Source organism: Actinophytocola xanthii (assembly GCF_001921205.1).
GTDB classification, from domain to species: Bacteria; Actinomycetota; Actinomycetes; order Mycobacteriales; family Pseudonocardiaceae; genus Actinophytocola; species Actinophytocola xanthii.
On sequence record NZ_MSIE01000082.1, the window covers coordinates 1 to 25,229 of the forward strand.

22 protein-coding genes are annotated in these 25,229 nt (G+C 69.8%); 16 read left to right on the top strand and 6 right to left on the bottom strand.

The window, feature by feature from the left end; translation table 11 throughout:
- The first annotated feature begins 55 nt into the window (after positions 1-55).
- From BU204_RS32540 to BU204_RS32555, 4 genes are all read left to right on the top strand, one after another.
- Positions 56-3,274: a S8 family serine peptidase gene (locus BU204_RS32540; protein WP_075129640.1), complete on the top strand. Its 3,219-nt coding sequence runs from the start codon at positions 56-58 to the stop codon at positions 3,272-3,274.
- A 231-nt stretch (positions 3,275-3,505) separates the two neighbouring features.
- Positions 3,506-4,678 carry a hypothetical protein gene (locus BU204_RS32545; protein WP_075129641.1) on the top strand — a complete coding sequence of 391 codons (1,173 nt, stop codon included), beginning with the start codon at positions 3,506-3,508 and terminating at the stop codon, positions 4,676-4,678.
- Positions 4,668-6,359, top strand: coding sequence for a hypothetical protein (locus BU204_RS32550; RefSeq protein WP_075129642.1), 1,692 nt, complete (start codon positions 4,668-4,670; stop codon positions 6,357-6,359). Before BU204_RS32545 ends, BU204_RS32550 begins: the two co-directional genes overlap by 11 nt.
- The gene (locus tag BU204_RS32555) at positions 6,356-7,438 is read left to right on the top strand and encodes a 5'-methylthioadenosine/S-adenosylhomocysteine nucleosidase family protein (RefSeq protein WP_075129643.1); all 1,083 of its coding nucleotides are present in this window, start codon (positions 6,356-6,358) and stop codon (positions 7,436-7,438) included. The genes BU204_RS32550 and BU204_RS32555 overlap by 4 nt, the downstream gene beginning before the upstream one ends.
- Here the strand turns inward: BU204_RS32555 and BU204_RS32560 are convergent, their stop codons facing one another.
- The 3 genes from BU204_RS32560 to BU204_RS32570 form a co-directional block, all read right to left on the bottom strand.
- Positions 7,439-8,650, bottom strand: coding sequence for an adenylate/guanylate cyclase domain-containing protein (locus BU204_RS32560; RefSeq protein WP_143229907.1), 1,212 nt, complete (start codon positions 8,648-8,650; stop codon positions 7,439-7,441). It abuts the gene before it with no gap.
- A 224-nt stretch (positions 8,651-8,874) separates the two neighbouring features.
- Positions 8,875-9,543, bottom strand: a complete 669-nt coding sequence (locus BU204_RS32565; protein WP_075129645.1) for an MBL fold metallo-hydrolase — start codon at positions 9,541-9,543, stop codon at positions 8,875-8,877.
- Positions 9,544-9,568: 25 nt separating this feature from the next.
- Positions 9,569-10,369 (bottom strand): maleylpyruvate isomerase family mycothiol-dependent enzyme, encoded by an 801-nt coding sequence (locus tag BU204_RS32570; protein WP_075129646.1) that lies wholly within the window; start codon positions 10,367-10,369, stop codon positions 9,569-9,571.
- Positions 10,370-10,577: 208 nt separating this feature from the next.
- Between BU204_RS32570 and uvrA the strand changes: the two genes are divergently transcribed.
- On the top strand, positions 10,578-13,433 hold the full coding sequence (uvrA, locus tag BU204_RS32575) for an excinuclease ABC subunit UvrA (RefSeq protein ID WP_075129647.1): 2,856 nt from the start codon (positions 10,578-10,580) through the stop codon (positions 13,431-13,433).
- 301 nt (positions 13,434-13,734) lie between these two features.
- On the opposite strand, the gene BU204_RS32580 is transcribed toward uvrA, so the two are convergent.
- The gene (locus BU204_RS32580) at positions 13,735-14,610 is read right to left on the bottom strand and encodes an oxidoreductase (RefSeq protein ID WP_075129648.1); all 876 of its coding nucleotides are present in this window, start codon (positions 14,608-14,610) and stop codon (positions 13,735-13,737) included.
- Positions 14,611-14,647: 37 nt separating this feature from the next.
- Here BU204_RS32580 and BU204_RS32585 point away from each other — a divergent pair, with 37 nt between their 5' ends.
- Both BU204_RS32585 and BU204_RS32590 read left to right on the top strand, forming a co-directional pair.
- On the top strand, positions 14,648-15,085 hold the full coding sequence (locus tag BU204_RS32585) for an SRPBCC family protein (protein WP_143229909.1): 438 nt from the start codon (positions 14,648-14,650) through the stop codon (positions 15,083-15,085).
- 33 nt (positions 15,086-15,118) lie between these two features.
- On the top strand, positions 15,119-15,616 hold the full coding sequence (locus BU204_RS32590) for a permease-like cell division protein FtsX (protein ID WP_143229908.1): 498 nt from the start codon (positions 15,119-15,121) through the stop codon (positions 15,614-15,616).
- Between the two features lie 23 nt (positions 15,617-15,639).
- Here BU204_RS32590 and BU204_RS32595 read toward each other — a convergent pair whose 3' ends face one another.
- Positions 15,640-16,206 carry a TetR/AcrR family transcriptional regulator gene (locus tag BU204_RS32595; protein WP_075129650.1) on the bottom strand — a complete coding sequence of 189 codons (567 nt, stop codon included), beginning with the start codon at positions 16,204-16,206 and terminating at the stop codon, positions 15,640-15,642.
- Between the two features lie 66 nt (positions 16,207-16,272).
- Between BU204_RS32595 and BU204_RS32600 the strand changes: the two genes are divergently transcribed.
- A complete protein-coding gene (locus BU204_RS32600; RefSeq protein WP_075129651.1) occupies positions 16,273-16,728 on the top strand; it encodes a pyridoxamine 5'-phosphate oxidase family protein in 456 nt (151 codons plus the stop codon).
- A 133-nt stretch (positions 16,729-16,861) separates the two neighbouring features.
- Here the strand turns inward: BU204_RS32600 and BU204_RS32605 are convergent, their stop codons facing one another.
- Positions 16,862-18,247: a cation:dicarboxylate symporter family transporter gene (locus tag BU204_RS32605; RefSeq protein WP_075129652.1), complete on the bottom strand. Its 1,386-nt coding sequence runs from the start codon at positions 18,245-18,247 to the stop codon at positions 16,862-16,864.
- A gap of 153 nt (positions 18,248-18,400) precedes the next feature.
- Between BU204_RS32605 and BU204_RS32610 the strand changes: the two genes are divergently transcribed.
- From BU204_RS32610 to pheS, 8 genes are all read left to right on the top strand, one after another.
- Positions 18,401-20,044, top strand: coding sequence for an ATP-binding protein (locus BU204_RS32610; protein WP_075129653.1), 1,644 nt, complete (start codon positions 18,401-18,403; stop codon positions 20,042-20,044).
- Positions 20,041-20,721 carry a response regulator gene (locus BU204_RS32615; RefSeq protein ID WP_075129654.1) on the top strand — a complete coding sequence of 227 codons (681 nt, stop codon included), beginning with the start codon at positions 20,041-20,043 and terminating at the stop codon, positions 20,719-20,721. The genes BU204_RS32610 and BU204_RS32615 overlap by 4 nt, the downstream gene beginning before the upstream one ends.
- 224 nt (positions 20,722-20,945) lie before the next feature.
- On the top strand, positions 20,946-21,578 hold the full coding sequence (infC, locus tag BU204_RS32620; protein ID WP_075129674.1) for a translation initiation factor IF-3: 633 nt from the start codon (positions 20,946-20,948) through the stop codon (positions 21,576-21,578).
- 80 nt (positions 21,579-21,658) lie between these two features.
- Positions 21,659-21,853, top strand: a complete 195-nt coding sequence (rpmI, locus tag BU204_RS32625; protein ID WP_075129655.1) for a 50S ribosomal protein L35 — start codon at positions 21,659-21,661, stop codon at positions 21,851-21,853.
- 61 nt (positions 21,854-21,914) lie between these two features.
- Positions 21,915-22,289, top strand: a complete 375-nt coding sequence (gene rplT, locus BU204_RS32630; protein ID WP_075129656.1) for a 50S ribosomal protein L20 — start codon at positions 21,915-21,917, stop codon at positions 22,287-22,289.
- A complete protein-coding gene (locus tag BU204_RS32635) occupies positions 22,286-23,137 on the top strand; it encodes a TrmH family RNA methyltransferase (RefSeq protein WP_075129675.1) in 852 nt (283 codons plus the stop codon). The genes rplT and BU204_RS32635 overlap by 4 nt, the downstream gene beginning before the upstream one ends.
- A 111-nt stretch (positions 23,138-23,248) precedes the next feature.
- On the top strand, positions 23,249-24,037 hold the full coding sequence (locus BU204_RS32640) for a DUF6159 family protein (RefSeq protein ID WP_233160864.1): 789 nt from the start codon (positions 23,249-23,251) through the stop codon (positions 24,035-24,037).
- A gap of 114 nt (positions 24,038-24,151) precedes the next feature.
- On the top strand, positions 24,152-25,222 hold the full coding sequence (pheS, locus tag BU204_RS32645) for a phenylalanine--tRNA ligase subunit alpha (protein WP_075129676.1): 1,071 nt from the start codon (positions 24,152-24,154) through the stop codon (positions 25,220-25,222).
- Positions 25,223-25,229 lie beyond the last annotated feature (7 nt).

Below are 25,229 nucleotides of genomic sequence, written 5' to 3' on the forward strand. Positions count from 1 at the left end.
GAACAACAACCCACCACAACCACTTGACACACCATAGGAGCGTCGAAGGACCTCCATGTCTCGCACACTGCCACTCCTGGTGGCCGTGGCGTCGGTGGCCGCGTTGCTGACCGGCACCACCACGTCCACCGCCGCTCCCACCCCGCCGACCGACGGCCGCACGGTCACGCTGGTGACCGGCGACCGGGTCCGGGTCGGGTCCGACGGGGTTCTGATCGAACCCGGCCAGGCCCGACGCGGCACCAGGTTCAGCCAGTACCGGGTTGACGGTCACGACTACGTGATCCCGTCCGACGCGCTCGCCATGGTCGGCGCCGGCCGGCTCGACCGCCGCCTGTTCGATGTGACGACCCTGCTGGAGATGGGCTACGACGACAGCAGCCGGCCGGACCTGCCACTGATCGTCACCGGCGGAAGGGTGGCCGCCGCGCGCACGGCCACCGCGCTGCCGAGCGTCGACGGCGCGGCGGTCCGGCTGCCGGTGGCCGACCGCACGCGGTTCTGGTCGAGTCTCACCGGACCCGGGGCTGCCCGGGACGCCGACCGCACCATCTGGCTGGACGGCATGCGAAAGCTGCATCTCGACCAGAGCGTTCCCCAGGTCGGGGGTCCGGCGGCCTGGCAGGCCGGGTACACGGGGCGCGGCGTCACCGTCGCCGTCCTGGACACCGGCGTCGACGCCGACCACCCCGACCTCGCCGGCCGGGTCGCGGACGTCCGCGACTTCACCGGCGAGCAGGGCGGCACGGACCGGGACGGCCACGGCACCCACGTGGCGTCGACCATCGCGGGCTCCGGCGCCGCCTCCGGCGGTCGCCTTCGCGGCATGGCGCCGGAGGCGACCCTGCTGTCGGGGAAGGTGTGCTCGGTCGACGGCTGTCCCGACTCGGCCGTGCTGGCGGGCATGGAGTGGGCGGCGCGCAGCGGCGCCGCGGTGGTCAACCTCAGCCTCGGCGGTCCGGACGGCGCCGGGCTCGACCCGCTCGAGCAGGCGGTGAACGCGCTCACCGAGCAGCACGGCACGCTGTTCGTCATCTCCGCCGGCAACGCCGGCACGCTGGGAGCGGCGACGGTGGGGTCTCCGGGCAGCGCGGAGGCCGCGCTCACCGTCGGCGCCGTCGACCGGCAGAACGCGCTCGCCCCGTTCTCCAGCCGGGGTCCCCGGATCGGCGACGAGGGCATCAAGCCGGACCTGACCGCACCCGGTGTGGAGATCCAGGCGGCCCAGGCCACCGGTACGGGCGGCGCCGAGCCGTACGTCCGGATGTCCGGCACGTCGATGGCCGCCCCCCACGTCACCGGCGCGGCGGCGTTGCTGGCCGAGCAGCACCCGGGCTGGGACGGCCCCGACCTCAAGACGAGCCTGACCGGAGCGGCGGAGCCGGCGGAGGACCTGACGCCCTTCGAGCAGGGTTCCGGACGGCTGGACGTGGCGCGGGCGGTGAGCCAGACCATGCGCGCGGAGCCGGCGAACCTGTCGCTGGGCCGGCAGCGCTGGCCGCACGACGACGACGAGCCGGTCACCCGCCCGGTGACCGTCCACAACGACGGCGACGAGGCGGTCACGATGACCCTCTCGGTCGACGCCACCGGCCCGGACGGACGACCGGCACCCGACGGCGCGTTCCGGGTCCTGCCTACCGAGATCACGGTGGGTCCGGGTGCGGCCGAGCAGGTGACGGTCACTGTGGACACCCGGGTGCCCGGCCCGGAGGGCACCTACAGCGGAGCGGTCGTCGCCACCGGCGGACAACAACGCGTGCGTGTCCCCCTCGTGGTCAACCGCGAGCCGGAGAGCTACGACCTGACCCTGACCCACCTCGACCGCACGGGCGCGTCCACACCGCGCTACGGCACGTCGGTGTACGGGGTGGACGCCTCGTTCTCCGCCGCCCCCTACGAGCCGGACGGCACGTCGACCGTGCGGCTGCCGAAGGGTCACTACCACGTGGACAGCGCGATCGTCGAGGCAGACGACTCCGCGTCGAGCAAGCTGGTCCACCCGCTGGTCGACCTCGCCGGCGACACCACCGTGTCGCTGGACGCCCGGACGGCGATACCGGTGGAGGTGACGGTACCTCGGCCCGCGGCGATACCGTTCGCCACCGCCGTCGGCTACACCCGCCGGTTCCCGGGCGGCGACGTGGCGAGCATCGAGACCGCTGAGGGCGGCGCGCCGCTGTACAGCGCCCGGGTCGGTCCCGCACAGCCGGTCGCCGGGCTGACCGGGCAGGTGTTGAGCTGGTGGGGCGAGCTCGGCCCGGACGGCCGGCTCGGCGCGGGCAGCCACCTGTTCAACCTGGCCTGGTACCCGGCCAGGACGATGCCGAGCGGGTACACCCGGCACGTGCGGGAGGAGGAGTTGGCCGTCGTGCGGGCCGAGTACCGGAGTGTGGTCCCGGGTGCGTCCGGCCGGCGGACGGCGCGCCCGAGAGGCCCGGGGATGGCGGAGGCGCTGCTCGGTCTCGGTACCGAGGCCGAGCTTCCGATGACCAGGACCGAGTACTACACGACCGACGACGTCGAGTGGTCGGAGGAGTTGCTGGAGGTCGTCGACGGGGAGCCACGAGAGGAGGAGGCCAGCTACGCCACGACGTACCGCCGTGGACCGCGGACGGTGGTCTGGGGTGCTGCCCCGTTCGGCCCCAGCCTGCCGAGGGACCTGGTGCCGTGGGTGTACCGCGAGGGCGACCTGCTGGGGTCGAGGGTGAAACTGTTCGGGGATCGAGAGCACAACCGCGCCGGATGGTCCATCGTGGATTCCGAGCACAACGCGTTGTACGTCGACGGCTCGCCGGTTCCGGAGAACGGCAGGGGTACCTTCGCCGTGCCGCCACGGACGGCGGAGTACCGCCTCGAGGTCGGGGCCACCCGGAGCGGCGCCTACGAACTGTCCACTTCAGTCAGTCTGGAATGGACGTTCACGTCGGCGCACGTTCCGGAGGGACGAGCGACCGCCCTGCCGGTGAGCGTGATCCGCTACACCCCGGAGTTGGACGCGACCGACACCGCCCCCGCCGGCCGCCGGTTCACGGTGCCGGTGCTGGTCCAGCGTCAACCCGGTGCGACCACGGCGCGAACGCTCCGAACAGAGGTGTCCTACGACGACGGCAGGACCTGGCAGCCCGCGCACGCCACAGGTCGTGGAGACCACTGGCGGGCGGTCGTGAACCACCCGAGCAGGGCCGGTTTCGTGTCGCTGCGCACGACGGCCACCGACCACGCGGGCGGCTCGGTCACCTACACCGTCATCCGGGCCTACCGGATCGGATAGCACGACCCACCTCGCGCGAACGCAAGGCCCCGCCCCGGTCACGAATGACCGAGGCGGGGCCTTCTTGTTGTGCACGGAAGAATATTCCCCCTCCACCCGCATTGTCATATGACACGTTACGCCGTGCTGCCTGCGGTTATCGTGGGACCGGTGTGTCGGCAGACCGGACAATTCGCACCCATTGGACGGTCGAAAGAGGTTGAGGGGGAGCGCACTGTGAAGGTTGACCGGATGGATGGTGAGCGCATCAGAGGGGCCGAGAAGCCGTTCTCGACCAGGCCGGACGGATGGAACGAGCTCCGGCTGCTGGACTCGATCACCGCGGGCTCCCTGGACACGCGAATCAACGAGATCTCCGATCGTGACTGGCAGGGTCCGATAGACCTCGATCTCTCCGGTGCCTCCTCGGTCGATATCACCGCTCTCCAGTACATTCTCGCGCTGCTGAACGAACGTGGTCGCAAGCAGCTCGCGACCGCGTTCTCGGTGCCCAAGGCCGAGAAGGTGCGCGACTGCGTGGGGGCGTGGGGCTTTCCAACGGCCGCGTCGATTGTGTTCAAGTCCTCGATCCGCACGCTGTTGTGGCGGGGCGACCGGCCGTTCATCAGCGAACGACGTCGGCTGTACGGCAAGGAGGGAGCGCAGGCGCGGCGCTCGACGAACGCGTACGCGAGGCTCGTGGAAACCCGGTTCTTCCGTTTCGGTGCTCACGTGTTCAACACCGACCCGCAGATTGACTCGATCATCGAGGCCGAGTGGTCCCGCTGGCGCTCGCCCCTGGTCATGGGATTCCTGGAGAGCTGCCTCCAGGACAGGGGACCGGAGATCGCCAGAGTCGTGATCTACGAGTTGCTCGTCAGCGCGCTGAGACGGCCGCGGGCGGACCTCGTCAGCATCATCCCCTTCGCCGACGACCCGGACGTCGTTCGGACGGGTGAGGGCCATTTGAGCATCTCGGTCTGGGACAACGGCAAGACGATGATCGAGCCGCTTCGGGTCGCTCTCGATGCCGGTGCGGCCAACCAGCCCTCCGTTCCCGCCGGGGACAGGTTCCACGTGGAGTCCTCGGGGTGGACTCCGTCGGTGAAGCGCTACGTCGGTGGGTGGAAGCCGCGCGGGGACGCCACCGACGAGGAGCTTCTGCTGTGCTCGCTCTTCCCGGTCCAACCCCAGGTCGGCGAGCGGCAGGGATACGGGCTCCGGGCGCTCTACCGGTGCGTCATCGACCTGTTCGGCGGGAGCCTCGAGGTCCGCACGGGCAACCAGCTGATGAACCTACGGGGGTGGTCACGGGGGCGACGGAGGACGAGTCGGGCCTATCAGGCCGAGATCTGCCGGATCGGGGGACGGCAGTTCAACGGCAACATGATCACAGTGCGAATACCGGTGAGTCATGGCACCTAAGGAATGGTTCCTCGAAGCGGATGTCGTCCGGCTGGGCGCCCCGACCCAGGAGCCGGTCGACGACAGGCGACGGCAGCTTCATCTGTGGGTGGCCAGACGCCTGCTCAACTCGGTCCGCGAGCGACGGCCCGCCACGACGACCAAGTACCTGCCGCCGGAGCAGATCCGAAGCTACCCCCGGCTCCTCGGTGAGCTGCTGGACCTGCCCAACGGCGGCGACGAACAGACGGTGGCCGTGATCGACTGCTCGCTCAACCACTACGAGGACCTGGGCGAGAACATCCTCTACTCCGTGGCGCTGTGCGCGGCCGGCTTCGCGGCGAGCCCCGGCCACGTGTGCATCGTCCTGCTCCCGCGGCTTCCGCACAGCTACCACAGCTCGTTCTGGGAGCCGCTCAACGAGTTGAGCATCTCGGGTGGCAGCGTCCTGGTGCTCAACAACGAGGGCAAGTTCAAGGTTCACGGAGGGCCTCGCCCGAAGGCCGAGCAGGTCGCGCCGGGGTACGGGCAGCGGCAGCAGGAGCTGATCGGGTCCAGGCAGCAGGAGTTCGACGACAAGATCATCCGCAAGATGGGTCACTTCGAGATCAACGACGAGTACTGCAGCAGGTACTTCTTCGACGGAAGCCGCACGGTGCAGGAGCTGTCCCACCTGCTGGTCGACCGCATCACCCACCTCGTGGGATCTCGCCCCTCCCTGGCTCGCACGGAGTTGATCGTCCCGGAGACGGTCGATCCGTGGATGGAGGACGCGGTGGCCGTCGCGTCAGGCAAGCTGAGAATGCGTCAGACGAAGTGGCCGAGCGGCGGAGATCGCGCGGCGCCGGACCCGGACGAGCACACCCAGTACCTGGTCATGCTTGACTTCGTCAACACCGGCAGCACGTACCGGAGAATCATCAAGGAGGCCCTCGGCTCCGGCTACAACCTGCACAGGTACGCGGTCGCGGCGTTCATGGCGCGGGACTTCCAGACCGAGGACGATCTGCCGGAGCTGTCGCCCATCAAGCGGGTGCGGGTGGATCGTGTCCCACGGCGGGACTGCGTTCAGTGCAAGATCGGTCTGCCGTTCACGAACAAGGATCGGGAGGAACTGCTCCGGCTCCGCTCCTACGACGCCTGGGAGGTCTTATCCCACGTGCCCTGGATCGAGGAGACCTACGGTCCGCCCGAGCACCTCCGGCAGAAGTCGAACCCGGACTTCGTCCGCTTGTTCGAGGAGTTCGGCGACTACCTGGCATACAAGCTGGAGATGGTTCTGCGCCACCTGGTCCCCGGCTCCGCGGTCGCCGTGGCCTGCCCGGAGGAACCGGGGATCCTGGCGGTGGTCAAGAGGATGCAGCCCTGGGCGGACAACCGGATCGTCGCGGTTCGAGTCCCTCGCTCGGTGCTGGAGAAGGCCGACCGGAGCACCAGTGCCGAGATCCGCCAACTCGCCGAGGGCCACGAGTGGTCGAGGCAGCTCGCTCATCTCGCGGAACGCAACGTGAACGTGGTGGTGGTCGACGAGCAGAACGGCTCGAACCGGACCGCGCGGCAGATGATCAAGGTGCTCGAGTCGTTCCACCTGCGTCCGAAGGCCTACCTGCCGGTTTTCAACTTCGTTCCCAGCGAGACCCTCGACGGGGTCCGGGTTGTCGCCCTGTACGACGTACCGCGGCCGAGGAGGATGGACCCATGACGCAGCCGTCGGACCCGCTGCTCCCGCAGGAGCGTGCCGAGGAGTCGATAGCGGCGATCGCCTACTACCTCAGCACCGAACGCGACCCCTACCGCCGCGACCTGCTCATGCGCGACTACGCGTTGCGCTCCCGGAACATCCCCAAGCAGTCGCTGGTGGAGTTCCACGAACGGGTCGTCGACTCCTTCCTGCCCGAGGAGTACGCGCTCGGATACCAGTTGCCCGCCCGTGCGCCGGACCGCGAGGTGATGGAGGTCGACGTCATCATCATGGCCGTCCAGCGGATCGAGATACAGGCGGCGATAGCGGCGTTGGGCATCTCCCGCACCCCGTCGAGGTCCTACCGGGAGCGTGACTTCTACCATGCGACGGTCCCCTGTCGCGCCGCCGGCCGGATCGACGAGCCCACCGAGCTGTCCGTGGCGCTCACGGCCGTGGGGCAGGCGCTGAACCTCCATGCGATGGACGCGGTGGGGGAGATCTCCGAGGCGTACCGGGCGCAGGTGTGGATCCTCGTGGGAATGGCCGCGGGGTTGGCGGGGAAGATCAGGAAAGGCGACGTCTCGTTCCCGGAGACGGTGTGGTGGTACGAGCCGGGGCGGGAACGGCCCGACATGTTCGAGCCCCGGCCGGAGTTGGCGTACCGCCGTTCGCTCAACCGGCAACTGTTCCGCTTCGACCCGGTCAGCGAGTCGCTGTCCGCCCGTCTCGCCCGTGCCGTCGCCGAGCTTCCGGACGCGTACCGGCCAGCTGACCTCCCGGCGGACTTCTCGCCGAACGTGACGGTGTTGAAGGACGCCGTGGCCACCGGCGAGAGGCTGCTGCGGGATCCGTCGCGGCTGGCCTCGCTGCACGACAGCAACGAACGGATCGTCCTCGGCGACCAGGAGTCGTACGGTTTCGCGCTGGCCTGCCGCGACCTGAACTGGATAATCGCGCGGGGAATAGCGGACTACGGGGACGAGGAGAAGGACGACAGCTGGCAGTACCTGGCGACGCTGATGGCGGTGCACAGCGTCCTCGAGTTCCTCGAGCAGGACTACATCCCGCCCCGCGTCGACGATCCTTCGGTGGACTGACTACATGAGCCGTTCCAACTGGTCGGGCGCGACGATCGGCTGGAGGATCGTCGTGAGTTTTTCGAGTACCGGCCGGCAGACCGGGGTGGCGAGGTAGTGCGGCGTGTCTCCGTTGTCGACCTGCATCGCCGGTTCCCGCATGTTCATCAGATACGGTGCGTACAGGATCTGGGGATTCTCGCTGGGGAGGTCGATGATGATCGCGGAGAACCCGGGAAAGGACTTCGAGTAGTAGACCTCGAATCGGTCCGCGCGCGTGTTGTACTTGTCCTTGAACGCGCTGAACGCCTTGACGGAAGCACGGATCTTCTCGGCCAGATCCTCGCGGCGGTACTGGGACAGGATCCTGGTCGTGTCGCAGACCGGGTCCAGGAGCACACATCGGTACGTTCCGCCGCGGGCGAGGAACTCCAGCACGGCGTCGCGGTAGGTCGCCGGCCGCTCCGTCGTGTTGAGGTAGGTCGTCGCCGTGCGCAACGCGGTTCCCAGGTCGATGACCTCGGTGTTGGCCACCGCGACCAACCGCGCCTTCTCCTGCTGGCTCGGTCGCTCGATGCTGGCCATCACCTGGGCCTGGCCAGCGAGCCCGTTGTGCATGATCCATGCGCGACGCGCTGACCTGGGGTCGGGGTCCACCGCCCGGAGGTAGATGTCGCGACGCTCGTAGGTGCCGACCGGGGCGAAGGTACGCGCGTGCGGGCCGGCCGCCTGGTACACGTCCTCGGAGATCGTCAGGCAGTCCGGCGGTGTCGCCTCCTCCAGGTGGGCGACGAAGTTGATGTCGGGAGAGTGGACCGACCCGTTGTCGCTGTCGTGCGAGTACGGAATTGTTCCCTTGTGGACGGCAATTCGGAGGCGGAGCTCGCCGTTCAGCTCGGTGGAGCTCAGTTCCTCCCGTACCGACGGCAGGTCAACGAGCAGAATGTCGAGCGCGGCACGCAGTGCGACATCCCGGGTCGTGCTTTCGTCGTCGTCGTGGACCACGATCAATCCGCCGTCGCCTCGCCACGACCAGAGCTTGGTGCGAGCGCAGCCCAGTTCCGCGGCCAACTTCTGGACGCGAGACGTGACCCGCTCGCGCAACAAGTCGAAGGCGTGAGCGGCACGGTCACGCGGGTTGGACCGGACGATACTCGAATAGCCGGACGAGTCCGCGACGATGATGTAGACGTTTTCGTAGGTGCGGCCTGCTTGGAACTCCTCGTTGGGCAACGCTGTCCTCATAAGTTGTCGGGCCCGGTCGAGGACACCATAGACGAGGGCAGCGCAAGTCACACGAAACGGTGGTCTCGTAGAAATGCCGGAGAAGAATTGATCTCCACGGCCGGCTGATTACCGGAGGGTAACCAGCCGCGCTGGCGCCATTCAGCCAGTTGCGTTTGAGCGTTACCAGCGGACGAGCAGTGTCCGCTGGTCGCCCCGTCCTGCCAGCCGCGTCACCAGCCGCGCTGGCGCCATTCGCCGAGCTTGGGGCGCTCGGCGCCGAGCGTGGAGTCGTCTCCGTGGCCCGGGTAGAACCAGGTGTCGTCGGGCAGCTGGTCGAAGACGCGGGACTGCACGTCGTTCAGCAGGGACGTGAAGTTCTCCGGGGACGTCGTCCGCCCCACGCCGCCCGGGAACAGCGAGTCACCGGTGAACAGGTGGGGGTGGCCGGCCGGGTCCCGGTACAGGAGCGCGATCGAGCCCGGGGTGTGCCCGCGAAGGTGGATCACCTCGAGGACGCAGTCACCCACAGGAATGGTGTCGCCCTGGGTCACGTAACGGTCCGGCGGCACCGGCAGCGGGCCGGCGTCCTCCTCGTGGGCGATCGTGTTCACGCCGTACGCCCCGGCCACCGCCCCCAGCGCCTGCCAGTGGTCCTGGTGCTGGTGCGTCGTCACGATCGTCTGCAGCGTCGGGCGGTGGTCGTCGTGGCCGATCAGGTCGGAGATCCGCTCCGGGTCGTTCGCCGCGTCGATCAGCAACGCCTCCTGGGTGGCCTTGCAGATCAGGAGGTACGCGTTGTTGTCCATCGGGCCGACGGAGATCTTCGTGATGCTCAGCGCGTCCAGCTCGCGGCGCGCGGCGGCGCCGCCGGGCTCGACATGACCGGTGTACTCGTCCACGGCGTGACCCTAGCGCGTCGGCCGCCTATGCCAGCGGGGGCAGTACCGGCACGTCGCCGCTCAGCTCGGCGCCGTCGTCGCGCCCGGTCAGCCACGCCAGGACGGCCGTCGCGGGCCCGGCGACCTCGTGCACCTCGTCGTCGTCCGCGGTCACCTCCCAGGTGCGCTCCTCCCCGTCGGGGAGCGTCACCCGAAGGTGGAGTGAAAGCCCGTCCGGGCGATTGCTCTGGCGGGACACGGCCGCGTCGAGCGCGGCCTCGAGCTCGGCGGCCGGGATGTCGGCGAAGGTAAAGCCGGCGTCCAAGTCCACCATGTGTACCCACAGCTCGAACAGGCGCATCGCCGGGATCTCGGCCGCCGGGAACGGCGTCGGGATGCGGCCGGTCACCACGGCCTCCCACTGGCTGTCCGTCAGGCGCTCGGCGGCCACGGCCAGGCGGTCGCACGCCGCCCGCAGGTCCTCGTACAGCACCCGCGCCATCCGCTTCGAGCCCTCCTGGATGTCCGCGTCGCGGTCGGCGTTGCTCGGGTACATCGGGTGCTCGATCCCGGTCCTCGCCCACGTGAGCAGGTTCACCAGGCCGTCGGCGTTGCGCGCCAGGTGGCTGACCACGTGCCCCCTGGTCCACCCGGGCAGCAGGCTCGGGCCGCGCATCCCTCTGTCGTCCAGCTCACCGACCAACCGCACCAGCATCTCCGTCGCCGAGCGGACCTTGGGCAGGCAGCGCCTCGCCCGGTCCCCCGCCGACCGGTCGCTCGCGCCGCGCTGGGCCGGAACACCGCCGTGCGCCACGATCGCTTCATTTGAGATGCTGGAACCAGTCATACCGCCATCCCCGCGAGTCGGTAGTTCACAATCTGCACCAGACCTGGTCACCCCAGAGTAGGGGAGCGGGTCGGACCCGGGTAGCCGCCCACCGCCGACGACCCCCGCGGAAACTGTCGGTGCCCCGACCTAGCATGGTCGCGGCCGGGTGGACCAGCGTCTGACCTGCGCCTGGCCGACCACGAGAGCATTCTTCGAAGGGACATCAGTGGCAGACCGCCTCGTCGTCCGCGGCGCGCGCGAGCACAACCTGCGCGGCGTCGACATCGACCTGCCCCGGAACAGCATGATCGTGTTCACCGGGCTGTCCGGCTCGGGCAAGTCGAGCCTGGCCTTCGACACGATCTTCGCCGAGGGCCAGCGGCGATACGTGGAGTCACTGTCGGCCTACGCGAGGCAGTTCCTCGGCCAGATGGACAAACCGGACGTCGACTTCATCGAAGGCCTCTCGCCCGCGGTCTCCATCGACCAGAAGTCGACCAGCCGCAACCCGCGGTCCACCGTCGGCACCATCACCGAGGTCTACGACTACCTGCGGCTGCTGTTCGCCCGCGCCGGCAAGCCGCACTGCCCGCAGTGCGGCGAGGCGATCAGCAAGCAGTCGCCCCAGCAGATCGTCGACCAGGTCCTGGCCATGGAGGAGGGCGTCCGCTTCCAGGTCCTCGCGCCGGTCATCCGGGGCCGCAAGGGCGAGTACGTCGACCTGTTCTCCCAGCTCCAGTCCCAGGGCTACTCGCGCGCCAGGGTGGACGGCGCGGTGCACTCGCTGGCCGACCCGCCCAAGCTCAAGAAGCAGGAGAAGCACGAGATCGCGGTGGTGATCGACCGCCTGGCGGTCAAGTCCTCGGCCAAGCGCCGCCTCACCGACTCGGTCGAGACCGCGCTGCGCCTGGCCGACGGGCTGGTCGAGCTCGAGTTCGTCGACCTCCCGGAGAACGACCCGCACCGCATCCGCGGCTTCTCCGAGAACCTCGCCTGCCCCAACGGCCACCCGCTGGCCATCGAGGACCTCGAGCCGCGCTCGTTCTCGTTCAACTCGCCCTACGGCGCCTGCCCGGTCTGCACCGGCATCGGCGTGCGCCAGGAGGTCGACCCCGAGCTGGTCGTCCCCGACGACGAGCTGAGCCTGGAGGAGGGCGCGATCGCGCCCTGGGCCGGCGGCCAGACCGCCGAGTACTTCACCCGGCTGCTGTCCTCCCTGGCCGAGACCGTCGGCTTCCGGATGGACGTGGCCTGGCGGCGGCTGCCGGCCAAGGCGCAGAAGGCGGTCCTGCACGGCATCAACGAGCAGGTGCACGTGCGCTACCGCAACCGCTACGGCCGGGAGCGCTCGTACTACGCCAACTTCGAGGGCGTGATCCCGTTCCTGGAGCGGCGCCAGGAGCAGACCGACTCCGAGTACATGCGGGAGAAGTACGAGGGCTACATGCGGGAGGTGCCCTGCCCCGCCTGCCAGGGCACCCGGCTCAAGCCGGAGATCCTCGCGGTCACCCTCGAGCACGCCAAGCACGGCGCGCGCTCGATCGCCGAGGTGTCGGCGCTGTCGATCGCCGAGTGCTCCGACTTTCTCGACGGCCTCACGCTGGGCAAGCGCGAGACCATGATCGCCGGTGCTGTGCTCAAGGAGATCCAGGCGCGGCTCCGCTTCCTGCTCGACGTCGGCCTCGACTACCTCTCGCTCGACCGGGCGGCCGGCACCCTGTCCGGTGGGGAGGCCCAGCGCATCCGGCTGGCCACCCAGATCGGCTCTGGGCTCGTCGGCGTGCTCTACGTGCTGGACGAGCCGTCGATCGGGTTGCACCAGCGCGACAACCACCGGCTGATCGAGACGCTCACCAGGCTCCGCGATCTCGGCAACACGCTGATCGTCGTCGAGCACGACGAGGACACCATCCGCACGTCCGACTGGGTGGTCGACATCGGACCGGGCGCGGGCGAGCACGGCGGCCACATCGTCCACAGCGGACCTTTCCAGAAGCTGCTGAAGAACAAGCAGTCGCTGACCGGCGCCTACCTGTCGGGGCGGATGGAGATCCCGACCCCGGCCGTACGCCGCCCGGCCGACCCCAAGCGCCAACTGACCGTGGTCGGCGCGCGCGAGCACAACCTGCGCGGCATCGACGTGGCGTTCCCGCTGGGCTGCCTGGTCTCGGTGACCGGGGTCTCCGGATCGGGGAAGTCCACCCTGGTCAACGACATCCTGGCCACGGTGCTCGCGAACAAGCTCAACGGCGCGCGCCAGGTCCCGGGGCGCCACACCCGGGTGAAGGGGCTCAACCTGGTCGACAAGCTGGTCCGCGTCGACCAGTCGCCGATCGGCCGCACCCCACGGTCCAACCCGGCCACCTACACCGGCGTGTTCGACCACGTGCGGAAGCTGTTCGCGGCCACGACCGAGGCGAAGGTCCGCGGCTACCAGCCGGGGCGGTTCTCGTTCAACGTCAAGGGCGGCCGCTGCGAGGCCTGCGCGGGCGACGGCACCATCAAGATCGAGATGAACTTCCTGCCGGACGTCTACGTCCCGTGCGAGGTGTGCAAGGGCGCGCGGTACAACCGGGAGACCCTGGAGGTGCACTACAAGGGCAAGACCATCTCCGAGGTCCTCGACATGCCGATCGAGGAGGCGGAGAAGTTCTTCGAGCCGATCCGCGCCATCCACCGCCACCTGAAGACGCTGGTCGACGTCGGCCTGGGCTACGTACGCCTCGGCCAGCCCGCCCCGACGCTCTCCGGCGGCGAGGCCCAGCGGGTGAAGCTCGCCTCGGAGCTGCAGAAGCGCTCGACCGGCAAGACGGTCTACGTCCTCGACGAGCCGACGACCGGCCTGCACTTCGAGGACATCCGCAAGCTCATCGGCGTGATCAACGGCCTGGTCGACAAGGGCAACAGCGTGATCGTGATCGAGCACAACCTCGACGTGATCAAAACCTCCGACTGGATCGTCGACATGGGCCCCGAAGGCGGCTCCGGCGGCGGCACAGTAGTCGCCGAAGGCACCCCCGAAGACATCGTCGACGTGGCCGAGAGCTACACCGGCCAGTTCCTCCGCAAGGTCCTCACCTGACCGCACCGCGCCGCCGGCCGTAGGCATCACTGAGCTCTGCGCCGGTGCGCGCACAAGCGGACGACGCGACTCGGTTGGACGTGGCGGCTGGAGAGTGCCCTCAAAGCCAGAGGGTGGAGGGCGGCCAGGTCGATCACCCCTGTGTGCGACCGTGCCCGGCGCCCGCCCGCGGCCACAGCCCACTGCTCATCAGTCAACTCATGCCTGCGAACCACAACACAAGATCAAACCAGGCCAACCTGACCCCGCTTCGAGGACATCCCTGGGCGGCCCGACGGCAGGAGCGGCACGCGGCGCCGGTCTACACCGGCGCGAGGTCGAAGGCCACGCCAGTCAGCCGCTCGGAGTGCTCCCACAGGGCTTGGGCAACCTCCGGATCCCTGGCCGCCGACGTGCTGCCGACGAGCTTCGGGTGGCCGCGCTGCTCGAGGAAGCCGTCCGGGCCGACGTAGCTGCCACCGGGCAGGTCTGGCACGGTCGCCGCGTACAGCGTCGGCAGTGCACCCATCTCCGCGGTCTGTGCCGCGAACCCGCCGAAGGCCATCACGTAGTCGAGGAACGACTCCGTGTGGGACATGAGGTTGGTCCTCGCATACCCGGGATGTGCGGCGTAGGCCCGCACCGCCGAGCCCACCGCGGCCAGCCGGCGGCTCAGTTCGAACGTGAACAGCAGGTTGGCGAGCTTGGACTGGCCGTACGCCGGCCAGCGGCGGTAGCGGCGGCGCTCCCAGTTCAGATCGTCCAACACGATTCGCCCGATCCGGTGCATCCCGCTCGACAGGCTGACCACACGGTCGCGGACGCGGTCGAGCAGCAGGCCGGTCAGCGCGAAGTGGCCGAGGTGGTTGGTGCCGAACTGCAGCTCGAACCCGTCGGCGGTGCGCCTGTGCGGAACCGCCATCACCCCGGCGTTGTTGACCAGCACGTCGATCTCGTCCGGCGCCGACGCGGCGAAGGCCCGCACCGAGCCGAGGTCGGCCAGGTCCAGCCGGCTCACCTCAGCACCCGGCGGCGCGACCGCCTCGCCCCGCGCGACGTCCCGGCAGGCAAGGACGACCCGGGCACCGGCGGCGGCGAACATCCGCGCCGTGGCAAGGCCGAGCCCGCTGTTCGCTCCGGTCACGACGACGGTCCGCCCGCTCTGGTCGGGCATGTCGGCGGCGGTCCAGGGTGCCATGTGGCCACACTGTACCGACGGCATACTCGACCGGGTGATGCTCAACGAGTACCGGTTCCGCCGGGTCTGGTCACTGCACGTGGGAACGCCCCGGGTGTTCGGCGCTCTCGTCGACCTCACGAGCTGGCCGCTGTGGTGGCCCGACGTCCGCTCGGTACAACGGATCGACGACGACACCGCCGAGATGACCTGCCGCGCCACCCTCCCGTACACGTTGGGCTTCCGCTTACGCCGCAGCGTGCAGGACGAGCCGACCGGACGCCTGCGCGTCGAGATGACCGGAGACCTCGAGGGCCACACCGAGGCCACGGTCAGCGGAGACGACTCCACCAGCCGCCTCGAGATCGACCAGTGCGTCGAGACGACGAAGCCGCTGCTGCGCACCTTCGCCCCGGTCGCACGCCCGCTGTTCGTGGCCAACCACGCCCTCATGATGCGGCGGGGCCAACGCGGCCTGCGTGCCTACCTCGCCTGACAACCGCGGCCACCGACTGATTAACTGCGCACTGTGACAGAGCAGCCGACCGCGCCTCCTTCGGGTGAACCCCCCACGCCTCCCGCAGCACGGGCCTCCCGGCTTCGGCTGCTGGTCGTCGCGGCGGCCGCGATGCTCGTCGGAGCGCTCGTCGCGACCGGGGTGGTCGCGTTCCTCACCCGCGAGGAACGCGAGTACGGCGTCTGGGTGTACCTGAAATCGGACGTCACCGAGGAGCAGCGGGCAGCGGTCAAGTCGGCGATGGGTTCCCTGCAACCGGAGGGGGACGTCGAGTACGAGGACAGCGAGCAGGCACGCGAGCGGTTCGAGGAGATCTACAAGGACATGCCCGAGGTCGCCAGGCCGGGCCCGGGCGAGGAACTGCCCGAGTCCTTCACGCTCACGACCAGAAACGCGGACCTCCAGTGCGCGGACCTGGACCCGATTCGGAAACTGCCCGGAGTGGACAGGATCCAGGTGGCCCAGGTGCCGAACGACCAGGTGCTGCCGGGAGAGGTGACCTGCTACTGAACCGCCGTCCTGTGACGGCGATGTCAGCGCCAGGACGTCAGGACCGCCCGCACGTCCTCGCGTAGCCGCTCCGCCAGCGGGCCGCGCGGACGCAGGGCCCAGTCCAGCTGCGCCCCGTGCGCCATCGCGGCGATGATGCGGGCGGCGCGCGCCGGGGGAGGGGCACCCGGTAGCGCCGCGGCTCGCAGCAGGCGGGCCAGGACGCGGTGTACCCGTTCGCGCAGCAGCCGCAGGCCCTCCCGCAGCTCCGGGTCGGTCAGGTCCGCGCCGAGCTGCGCCAGGTGGTTCGTCGTGGTCGTCGGATCGTCCACGCCCTCGGCGGTGACCAGGACCGCGGCCGTCACCGCCTCGAGTGGGTCCGTCCGGGTCGCCGCGGCCGCGCGCATCCGCTGCTCGACGCCCGCCGCCGCCGTGGTCATCATCGCCACCAGCAGCCCCTGCTTCGAGCCGAACCGCCCGGACACGGTGCCGACCGCCACGCCGGCCTCGGCGGCGACCTGGGCCAGCGTGAACCCCGCCCCGTGCCGGCCAACCGCTCGACCGCAGGCGGCGAGCAACTCCTCGTCGGAGATCTTCCTCGGGCGACCCACTCCATTATTGAACCACGGATCGGAAACTGGGAGTACTATCCGAACCACGGTTCAGAAAGGAGCCCCATGTTCAGCTGGAACGACGTCGAAGCCGAGTTCCCCGAGTTCGCCGGGCGGGTTCGGGCCGTGTTCGCCGCCGGCACCAACAAGACGATCGCCACGCTGCGGGCGGACGGTTCGCCCCGGATCAGCGGCACCGAGCTGGAGTTCGCCGAGGGCGAGGTGACCCTCGGCATGATGGGCGGCTCGATGAAGCTGCGGGACGTCCGCCGCGACCCGCGCGTCGCCATCCACAGCCCCACGCTCGAGCCGCCCAAGGAGGACGAGTGGGCCGGCGACGCGAAGCTGGCCGGCCGGCTCGTCGAGATCAAGCCGCCGGAGGGCAACGAGCAGGAGGGCGCCGGCTTCTTCAAGCTCGACCTCACCGAGGTCGCCCTGACCTACCTCAACGACGCCCGGGACGCCCTGGTCATCGAGTCCTGGCACCCCGACCGCGGCCACCGCCGCCGTACGCGGACCTAGATGGGTAAGTCCTGAGCCGGGGTGCTGGCTGGAGACGGAAGAAGGGTGTTCAAGGTCAGTTTGTGACGACCGACCTGAACACCCTTCTCACCGCACTACACGTCAAGATCGACGACCACCACGGTTGACCGTGTCACGCCCTGCTTGGCGCCGGCTCCTCCTCGGTCGACCCGCCCGGGCGGTCCTCCTCCGGCGCGCCACCGTGGTGGTCCTCGTCCAGCATCGTCGCCTCGTCGAACGGATCCTCGCCCGAGAGCACGCGGTTGGCCTGGTCCCGGTCGAACTCCTTGGTCCAGATGCCGACCAGCACGGTGGCGACCGAGTTGCCGGCGAAGTTGGTCAACGCCCGTGCCTCCGACATGAACCGGTCGATGCCGACGATCAGCCCGACCCCGTCGACCAGCTCCGGGCGGTGGGTGGACAGGCCGCCGGCGAGTGTCGCCAGCCCGGCGCCGGTGACCCCGGCGGCACCCTTCGAGGCGATGATCATGAACAGCAGCAGTGAGATCTGCTCGCCGGTGCTCAGCGGCGCGTTCATCGCCTCGGCGATGAACAGCGTCGCCATCGTCAGGTAGATCGCCGTGCCGTCCAGGTTGAACGAGTAGCCGGTCGGCACCGTGATGCCGACGACCGGCTTGCTGACACCGAGGTGCTCCATCTTCGCGATCAGCCGCGGCAGCGCGACCTCGGAGGACGAGGTCGACACGATCAGCAGGAACTCGCGGCCGAGGTAGCGCAGCAGCGAGAACAGGTTGATCCGCGCCACCGCCCAGAACAGCAGGTTGAGCACGCCGAACACGAACACCAGGCAGGTCAGGTAGAAGCCGATCATGATTACGGCGAGGCTCTTGAGGGCGTCCACGCCGGTCTCGCCGACCACGGCCGCGATCGCGCCGAACGCGCCGACCGGCGCCACCCACATGATCATCGCGAGGATGCGGAAGACCAGCCGCTGGATGTGCGCGATGCCGCGCAGGATCGGCTCGCCCTTGCCGCGCAACGCCTGCAGCGCGAACCCGGTCAGCAGCGCCACCAGCAGCGTCTGCAGCACGTCGCCCTCGGTGAAGGCGGAGACCAGAGTGGTCGGGATGATGCCGATCAGGAAGTCGACGGTGCTCTGGCTCTCCTTGACCTGCCCCTGGCCCTCCTCGCGCACGCTCTCGGTGAGCTGGAGCCCCTCACCGGGGTGCAGGATGTTGCCCACGATCAGGCCGATGACCAGGGCGACGGTCGACATCACCAGGAAGTAGCCGATGGCCAGCGTGCCGACCCGGCCGACCTTGGCGGCCTTGGCCACCGAGCCGACGCCGAGCACGATCGTGCAGAAGATGATCGGGCTGATCATCATCTTGATCAGGTTGATGAACGCCGTGCCGAGCGGCTTCAGCGCGACGCCGGCGCTCGGCCAGATCAGGCCGATCGCGATGCCGAGCGCCACCGCGACGATCACGGCGATGTAGAGGAGGTGGGTGCGGTCGCGGCGGCGGGAGCGGGCTGGCGGCGAGGCGGTGTCGGTCACGGTGACCCTCCATGGCGTGGCCGGCCGCGGCCGACGGTGGCGTGGTGCTGGTGATACTGCTGCTCGAGTCGATGTGGGTCAGATTCTGCGAGTGGGCATGATCTGGGTCACCCTTGTGTTCATTTCGTGCGCTGAGGCGAAGCGGGCCACACTATGGCCATGACGAACGGGGGCCGCCTGGGACGATGGAGTCTGGCCGGCCAGCTGATGCTGCTGCAGGTCACCATCGTCGGGCTGCTGGTCGCCGCCGGGGTCGTGCTGTCCTACCTGGACGTGGCCGACCGCACCGAGGAGTCGAGCAGGGACGAGGTGGTCTCGATCGCGCTGACGATCGCCGACTCGCCGATCGTCGTGGACGCGGTGGGGACCGAGGACCCCAGCGCGCGGCTGCAGCCGTTCGCCGAACGGGTCCGGCACGACACCGGGGTCGACTTCGTCACGATCATGAACCCGGACGGGCGCCGGTTCACCCATCCCAACCCCGACCGGATCGGCGAGCAGTTCCTCGGCCACACCGAACAGGCCCTCGCCGGCCGCACCTTCACCGAGACCTACACCGGCACCCTCGGGCCCTCGGTGCGCGCGGTGGTCCCGGTCTTCGACGCCGACCGGGACATCGTCGCGCTGGTAAGCGTCGGCATCACCGTGCGCGCGATCGCCGGCCAGGTGCGCGCGCGGGTCCTCCCGCTGGTCGTGGTCGCGGCGGTCGTGCTCGTCCTGGCCATCTCCGGGGCGTACCTGGTGAGCCGCCGGGTGGCCCGGCAGACCCACCGGCTCCGGCCCGCCGAGCTGAGCCGGCGGATCGAGTACCACGAGGCGATCCTGCACACGGTGCGCGAGGGCCTGCTGCTGATCGACCAGGACGGGCGGGTGAGCCTGATCAACGACGCCGCCCGCGAGCTGCTCGACCTCGCCGGCGACGTCGAGGGCCGGCGGCTCGACGAGTTGGGCCTGCCGCGCGCGGTCGTGGCGAGCATGTCCCTGGCCGGCGCGACCGTCGACGAGATCCAGCTGACCGAACGACGGGTCCTGGTGGTCAACTCCTCGCCGGTGCGGTCGGGGGACCGGTCGCTGGGCACCGTGGTCACCCTGCGGGACCACACCGACCTGCAGGCGCTCACCGGCGAGCTGAACTCGGTCCGCGGCTTCGCCGAGTCGCTGCGCTCCCAGGCGCACGAGGCGGCCAACCGCCTGCACACGGTCGTGTCGTTGGTCGAGCTGGGTCGCACCGCGGAGGCCGTCGAGTTCGCCACCGCGGAGCTCGCCCTGGCCCAGCAGCTCACCGACCGCGTCGTCGGCGCCGTGTCCGAGCCCGTGCTGGCGGCCCTGCTGCTGGGCAAGGCCGCGGAGGCCAACGAGCGCGGCGCCGAGCTCGTGATCTCGCCGGAGACCGAGATCGACGACGCCGTTCTCGGCGGTGACCAGGCCACCGCGCGTGATGTCGTCACGATCCTGGGCAACCTCATCGACAACGGGCTCGACGCCGCCCTGGAGAGGGCGGGTGGGGAGAGCGCCGGACCGGCGCCGAAGGTCTACGTCACCGCCCGCACCGAGGCCGGCGAGCTGGTGCTGCGGGTGGCCGACACGGGCGGCGGGATCGCCCCGGACGCGGTGCTCGACGCGTTCAGCCGGGGCTGGTCGACCAAGGACGAGACACGCGGGCTCGGCCTGGCGCTCGTCCGCCAGGCCGTGCGCCGCAACCACGGCACGATCGAGGTCGGCGACGCGCCGGCCGGCGGCGCGGTGTTCACTGTGCGCCTACCCAACGATCGGGTGGTGATGGAGGCGCACACGTGATCAGGGTCCTGGTCGTCGAGGACGACCCGGTCGCCGCCGACGCGCACCGGGCCTACGTCGAGCGCATTCCCGGGTTCGCCGTCGCGGGTGTCGCCCACACGGCGGCGCAGGCGCAGCGCGCCCTGCGCGACGAGGCGGGCACCGAGGTCGACCTGCTCCTGCTCGACCAGTACCTGCCCGACGGGACAGGGCTCGACCTGTGCCGGAGCCTGCGCGGCGCCGGGCTGTTGGTGGACGTGATCATGGTGACCTCCGCCCGGGACCTCGCCGTCGTGCGTGCCGCCGTGTCGATCGGGGTGGTGCAGTACCTGCTCAAGCCGTTCACCTTCGCCACACTGCGGGAGAAGCTCGAGCGCTACGCGCGGTTTCGGCGCGGTGTCGACGGGGCGGAGGTGGCCGACCAGACCGACGTGGACCACCTGTTCGCCACCCTTCGGGGCGCCGACAGCGCCCTGCCGAAGGGGATGAGCGGGCCGACGCTGGACGCCGTCGTCGCCGTGCTGCGGGAGGCGAGGGAAGGGCTCTCGGCCGGCGCGGCCGGCGATGTGCTCGGCATGTCCCGGGTGACCGCGCGACGGTACCTGGAGTACTTGGCGGACAACGGCCTTGCGGTGCGCCAGCCGCAGTACGGCCAGGTGGGGCGGCCCGAGCTGCGGTACCAGTGGGCGCCCGCGTGATCCGGTCCGGGGAAATCTGATAACCTGTCAGGTGCGACCAGCCTCGCCTTGTGTGAGGCCGCGAAGTGGAGCCCCGCTCCCACCCGAGTCACGCTGGTGTCCGGGTTCCGGTCGCCGCGGCTGACGTCGGCGGGTTCGGCGTCGGCAGCGGTGTCTCGACGTCCGTCGTCGAGGATCGGTCGGAGTGGGCCCCGTGCACCCTGCAGGTGCGCGGGGTTCGTGCTGTGTGGGGTTCCACGTCGCGAGCGTCGCGGCACGAAACGACGAACTCGGCCCGAGGAGGCCCCATCAGCTCCGAGACACGTATCAATGACCGCATCCGAGTGCCGGAGGTCCGACTGGTCGGACCTGGCGGCGAGCAGGTCGGGATAGTGCGCATCGAGGACGCACTGCGACTGGCTCAGGAAGCGGACCTGGACCTCGTGGAGGTTGCCCCGCAGGCGCGCCCACCGGTCTGCAGGCTCATGGACTACGGCAAGTTCAAGTACGAGAGCGCGCAGAAGGCGCGGGAGTCGCGCCGGAACCAGCAGCTCACCGTGATCAAGGAGCAGAAGCTCCGCCCGAAGATCGACACTCACGACTACGAGACCAAGAGGGGCCATGTCATCCGGTTCCTCGAGCACGGTAACAAGGTCAAGGTGACGATCATGTTCCGCGGCCGGGAGCAGTCCCGGCCCGAGCTCGGGTTCCGGTTGCTGCAGAGGCTGGCCGACGATGTCGCCGACCTCGGTTTCGTGGAGGCGGCGCCCAAGCAGGACGGCCGGAACATGATCATGGTACTGGCGCCGCACAAGACGCAGAAGACGCGGCCGAAGGCGAGCGCGGGTACCGACACGACGGGCACCGACACGAACTGACCCGACGCGGACCGCGTCCGGCACGGTAACGGAGCAGGCAGTGCCCGCTCCGGCGATGAAGAGCGCGAGGAATCAGAAGAATGCCCAAGAACAAGACCCATTCGGGCGCGTCCAAGCGGATTCGGGTCACCGGCAAGGGGAAGCTGCGTCGGCAGAAGGCCGGCCTGCGGCACAAGCTGGAGAAGAAGCCCAGCACGGTCACCCGGCGCCTGTCCGGCACCACCGAGGTCGCCACGGCGGACGTCCGCCGGGTGAAGAAGCTGCTCGGTCGCTGAGCCGCACCCGTCTCCCATGACCACCGGGCCATCTCGGCCCCAAGATCGACAGGATTGAACCGTGGCACGCGTCAAGCGGGCAGTCAACGCCCACAAGAAGCGCCGCACGACCCTCGAGTTGGCCAGCGGCTACCGCGGCCAGCGCTCGCGGTTGTACCGCAAGGCGAAGGAGCAGATGCTCCACTCGCTCAACTACGCCTACCGGGACCGCCGTGCCCGCAAGGGTGACTTCCGCCAGCTGTGGATCACCCGCATCAACGCCGCGGCTCGACAGAACGGCATGACCTACAACCGGTTCATCCAGGGCCTCAAGGCCGCCGGCGTCGAGGTCGACCGCAAGATCCTCGCCGAGCTCGCCGTCAACGACGCCGCCGCGTTCGCCGCGCTGGTCGCCGTCGCCCGCGACAACGCCGACCCGCAGGGCAAGGCTTCCTGAACACGCCTCAGTCGCGACCCGGGGACGCTCCGTTCACCGAACGGACGCCCCGGGTCGCTGCCGCTCGGCAGCTGACCCGACGCGCCGGTCGGGAGCGGGCCGGCCGCTTCCTGGTGGAGGGCGCGCAGGCCGTCCGCGAGGCCCTGGTCTGGGCCCGCGCCGGTCGGGGTCGGGTGCACGAGCTGTTCGTCGCTCCCGCCGGCCTGCCCGAGGACCTGCGTTCGCTCGCCGAGGAGGCCGGCGTTCGGGTCTCCCCGGTCACCGAGCGCGCGGCCGCCGGACTGTCCGAGACGGTGACGCCGCAGGGCGTGGTGGCCGTCTGCGACCTGCTCGACGTCCCCCTGGACACGGCGCTCGCCGGCCGGCCGACGCTGGTGGCGGTGCTGGTCGGGGTGTCCGACCCGGGCAACGCCGGCACGGTGGTCCGGGTCGCCGACGCTGCCGGTGCGGACGCGGTGGTGCTGGCCGGGAACACGGTCGACCCGCACAACGGCAAGTGCGTCCGGGCCTCCACCGGGAGCCTGTTCCACCTGCCCGTCGCCCGCTGCGCCGACGTGTCGGCGGTCTTCGCGGCCTGTCGCGCCGCGGGGCTGGAGCTGGTGGCCGCCGACGGCTACGCCGATGCGGACCTGGCCTCGGCCACCCCGGGCGGTCCGACTGCCTGGGTGTTCGGCAGCGAGGCGCACGGACTGCCCGACGAACTGCTCGCGCGGGTGGACCTCGCGTTGCGTGTCCCGATCTACGGGGCGGCGGAGAGCCTCAACCTCGCCACCGCGGCCGCGGTCTGCCTCTACGCCACGGCATGGCGGCAGCGGGCGGGTATCGCGACGGCTCCCTTTCATGATTGACATCGCGCCGCACTGGGTATTGAGCTGCTGACTCGCCGTGTCGGCGAGTAAGTTCGTGATGTCTCGAGAAAAGGGGCAGGCGCAATGGGTCGGTTCTCCCGGTCTTGGCAGATGTTCAAGGCGTCCTGGCGGGTTCTGCGGTCGCGCAAGGAGTTAGCGGTCTTTCCCGTGCTCTCCGGTGTCGCGGGCCTCGTCGTGGCGGCGATCTTCCTCACCCCGGCCCTGTTCACGATCGATCCCAACGGCCGGCCGACGTTCGGCTCCTGGGCCTTGTTCGCCGGCTTCTACCTGGTCAGCACGTATATGGCGATCTTCTTCAACACCGCCCTGATCTCGCAGGCCAACATCGCGCTCAACGGCGGCGACCCCAGCGTCGCCGGCGGGCTCAGGGTCGCCGGCTCGAACTGGGCGCGCATCCTGCCGTGGGCGCTGCTCTCGGCCACCGTCTCGATGATCCTGCGCGCGATCGAGGAACGCCTCGGCTTCCTCGGCCGGATCATCACCGGCATGATCGGCATGGCCTGGACGCTGGTGACCTACCTGGTGCTGCCGGTGCTCGTGCTCGAGCGGGTCGGAACCAAGGACGCGGTCAAGCGCTCGGCGACGTTGTTCCGCAACACGTGGGGCGAGAACGTGCTCGGCAACGCCGGGATCGGGGTCGCCGGGTTCCTGCTGTTCCTGCCGGCCGTGGCGCTGGCCGCACTGGGCGCGGTCGCGGGCGGGGCCACCCTCCTGGTGTGCTTCGGCATCGCCGTGGTCTGGGGCCTGCTCGTGGGGATCACCGTGGCCGCCCTGTCCGGGATCTACCAGACCGCGCTCTACCGCTATGCCGCCGAGGGCACCACGCCCCAGGCGTTCGCCGAAGCCGATCTTGGTCATGCCTTCCCACAGCGTCGTTGACGGCGCTGCGTGCGGGCGTGGTCAGCCGATCACCTAGGATCTCGGGTGCTCGGGGCGTTCCTCTTGCCGCCGAGCACCCGACTGGCCACCGTCTACGGGAGCTGTTCACCGACCATGTCCGCAGCCAACGACTCCTACGATCCCAAGCAGGTCGAGGCGCTCGCGCCGCAGACCCTGCAGGCCGCCGTGGAGCAGGCGCGTAAGGAGTTCCTGGCCGCGACCGATCTGGACGCCCTGGCGGCGGCCAAGCCGGCTCACCTGGGGGACCGGGCGCCGCTGATGGTGGCCCGGCGCGAGATCGGCGCGCTCCCGCCCAAGGCCCGCTCGGAGGCGGGCAAACGGGTCAACGAGGCGCAGAAGACGGTGCGCGAGGCGTTCGACGCCCGGCGCGCCGACCTGGTGGTCGAACGCGACGAGCGGGTGTTGCGCGAGGAGCGGGTCGACGTCACGCTGCCCTGGGACCGCGTCCCGCGCGGCGCCCGGCACCCGATCACCACGATCTCCGAGCGGATCGCCGACGTGTTCGTCGGCATGGGGTACGAGATCGCCGAAGGCCCCGAGCTCGAGACCGAGTGGTTCAACTTCGACGCGCTGAACTTCAAGAAGGACCACCCGGCGCGCACGATGCAGGACACGTTCTACGTGGCGCCGGCGGACTCCGGGCTGGTCCTGCGCACCCACACCTCGCCCGTGCAGATCCGCGCCCTGCTGGAGCGGGACCTGCCGGTCTACGTGGTGTGCCCGGGCCGGACCTTCCGCACCGACGAGCTCGACTCGACGCACACGCCGGTGTTCCACCAGGTGGAGGGCCTGGCCGTGGACAAGGGCCTGACGATGGCCCACCTCAAGGGCACGCTCGACGCGTTCGCCCGGGCCATGTTCGGCGACAAGGCCAAGATCCGCCTGCGGCCGTCCTACTTCCCGTTCACCGAACCATCCGCCGAGCCCGACGTGTGGTTCGAGGAGAAGAAGGGCGGACCCGGCTGGGTGGAGTGGGGTGGCTGCGGCATGGTCAACCCCAACGTCCTGCGCGCCTGCGGGATCGATCCCGACGTCTACTCCGGGTTCGCGTTCGGTATGGGCATCGAGCGGACGCTGCAGTTCCGCAACGGCATCCCCGACATGCGGGACATGGTGGAGGGCGACGCCCGGTTCACCGAGCCGTTCGGCATCGAGGCCTTCTAGATCAGCT